At 56.0% G+C, this 2,273-nt stretch carries 1 protein-coding gene; it reads left to right on the top strand.

Going from position 1 to position 2,273, the window contains the following annotated elements; genetic code table 11:
- Positions 1-175: 175 nt before the first annotated feature.
- Positions 176-2,273 (top strand): calcium-binding protein (locus tag AC1D15_RS28050; protein ID WP_477828588.1); only part of this gene is annotated, 2,098 nt, incomplete at its 3' end.

Below are 2,273 nucleotides of genomic sequence, written 5' to 3'. Positions count from 1 at the left end.
GGAAATGGTAGAACAAGCGCCATGCTGCTCGTTGCAACTTCTTCAAGATTTGGTGTTGTGACAGTGCTTGGAGTATTGTTTGGGTTTGCACAGTTCTTCATCTTGCTGATGTTTAAAACTGCCCTAACAACTCGTGTGCGTTAGCGCCAAAAAGTGGAATCCTTGAGGAATTGACATGGCATCAGATCAGTATACAGTCACCTATGAAGATGTTTGCAAAGCCACCGATGCGATTGCTGGAGCGGTTGGCAATTTGACATCAGGCATCGTTGATGGCCTTAAGGAAACACAACGAGATGCTGCAAAGATTCTGTTGCAGTATCGTCTGAAGTATGCCGCGGCGGTTGAGGCTGCAATCACAGCGAGAAATGCCGCAGTAGCGGCTGGGGATGTCTATCTCGAAGGAGTTTGGCGTGCCTACGAAAGTGATTTGACTAAAACGGTGTTCGAGCTTTCTGACGAAGCCAAGACCTCGGCGCAAAGAATAGCTGTACATGACGCACTGATGACATCGCGACTGGCATCTCTGGGAAGCTATGTTGGCCCAGCGTTCGATACATATAAGGTCTTTGATGCCATAGCTTCCGGAGATGGTGAAAAGGCAGGAGAAGGAGCGCTCTCGATATTGCTGGGGCTTGTGGGTGGAATTATCGGTGGGGCGATTGGAAGTGCAATCGTTGTTGGGCCAGGAACGGTGGTGGGTGCCTCGATAGGTGCGGGCCTAGGGTCGGCTTTGCTGGCACTGTCAGCAGAATATGTAAATAAGAAATTTGGTGTTCCCGCGGCGGAATGGGTAGGTAAGTGGCTGCCGGATAGTTTTTGGAGAGGACTGGACTCGCTTACTGGAGGGGCAGGAGCGGCCAATATAGATCCAGCGGGGAGTGTCTTTGCGTCGACCCTGATTGGGAGAATGGATCGTACGCTAGCTGGAAAAGATATTGGGCGCTTCTTTGATCTTGCAGGCTCTGCTCGTCAATCTCGGGAAACTGTTGACCTTCTCAACGGATTGGCACGACTTTTCGTTTCTGAAGCGCCGGTGCTGACTCAGACGGCCAGCGAGCAGCAGTTGCTGGATTTCAGTAAGCGTATTGCAGGCGTAACGGACATATTCGGCGGTGGACTCCGCATCCTTCCCATCCCACCGACCGCAGAACAGGCTCGCACCAACTACGGTTCGTTCATTGCTCTTCAAGCTCGTGTGCCGATTATTCTGGCGGCGAAAGATAGTGATACGAATTCGTCACTCATTGCCTTCTTGACGTCTGTACATGGACAGAGTCAGCTGGATCTGTGGAACGCTGATGTTGCTCTGCGTGCGGCGAGCGGTGGTCAGCAGGGAGCATTGGATGGATTGAACTTTAGCGATTCGTATCTCGAAAATCTGGCGACTTCAGTTAGATATTTAGGCGAGCGCAATAAAAATGAGTACACATCTGAGGTGATCCGAACTGGTCGCACAGGTTCAAACGCATACTGGTATGAACTGATAGATGATCAAGGGGGTAGAACAAGGTTGAACGTCGCAGATGCGGGCGCTTCCGCGGCCACAGGCGAGGATGCTCGTGTACGGGTGTCCTTCGGCGGCAAGGGAAGTGATCTGATTACCGGTGGCAAGCTGAGCGACCACTTATACGGCGGAGCCGGCTTGGATCAAATCAACGCCGGCGACGGCGACGACTATGTCGAAGGCAACGCCGACTTCGATTCGCTGTACGGTGAGAAGGGCAATGACACGCTACTCGGTGGTGCCGGCGGTGACTGGCTGTCCGGAGGTGTGGGCAACGATCAACTGAGCGGCGGTGCAGGCGCCGATACCTACGAGGTCAACGCCAACGAAGGCGTCGACACGATCCTCTCCAGCGATGCCGCCGACGTGCTCAAGCTTGCAGGCCGCACGCTGACTGGCACCGGCACCATCAAGACCAGCGCCAACGGCGTCACGGTGTGGGTCGACGAGTCGGTGGCCTCGGCGCCGATCATCTACATGCTCGACGCCAACCGCGCCGAGTTGACGCTGGCCGGTTCGGGCAGCACGGTCGTCATCAAGGATTTCCAATCCGGCGACCTGGGCATCACGGCCCCGGTGGCGACCCCGCCCGTGGTGCCGCCGGCACCGCCCACGAGCGCCGACTTCGCCTCGGTGGATGGCTTCCAGCAGTACAAGGACTGGAGCCACGCGGGCCAGGCGGCCAGCACCTTCGCCAACATCGCCGCCGGCTTCTACCGCGTCGAAGGCAGCAAGGGCAGTGACGTGATGACCGGGGGCGCATCGC

Source organism: Rhizobacter sp. P2_H2 (assembly GCF_056403375.1).
The sequence above is the reverse complement of the archived record's forward strand: the minus strand, read 5'-3'. Positions and strand labels throughout refer to the sequence as shown.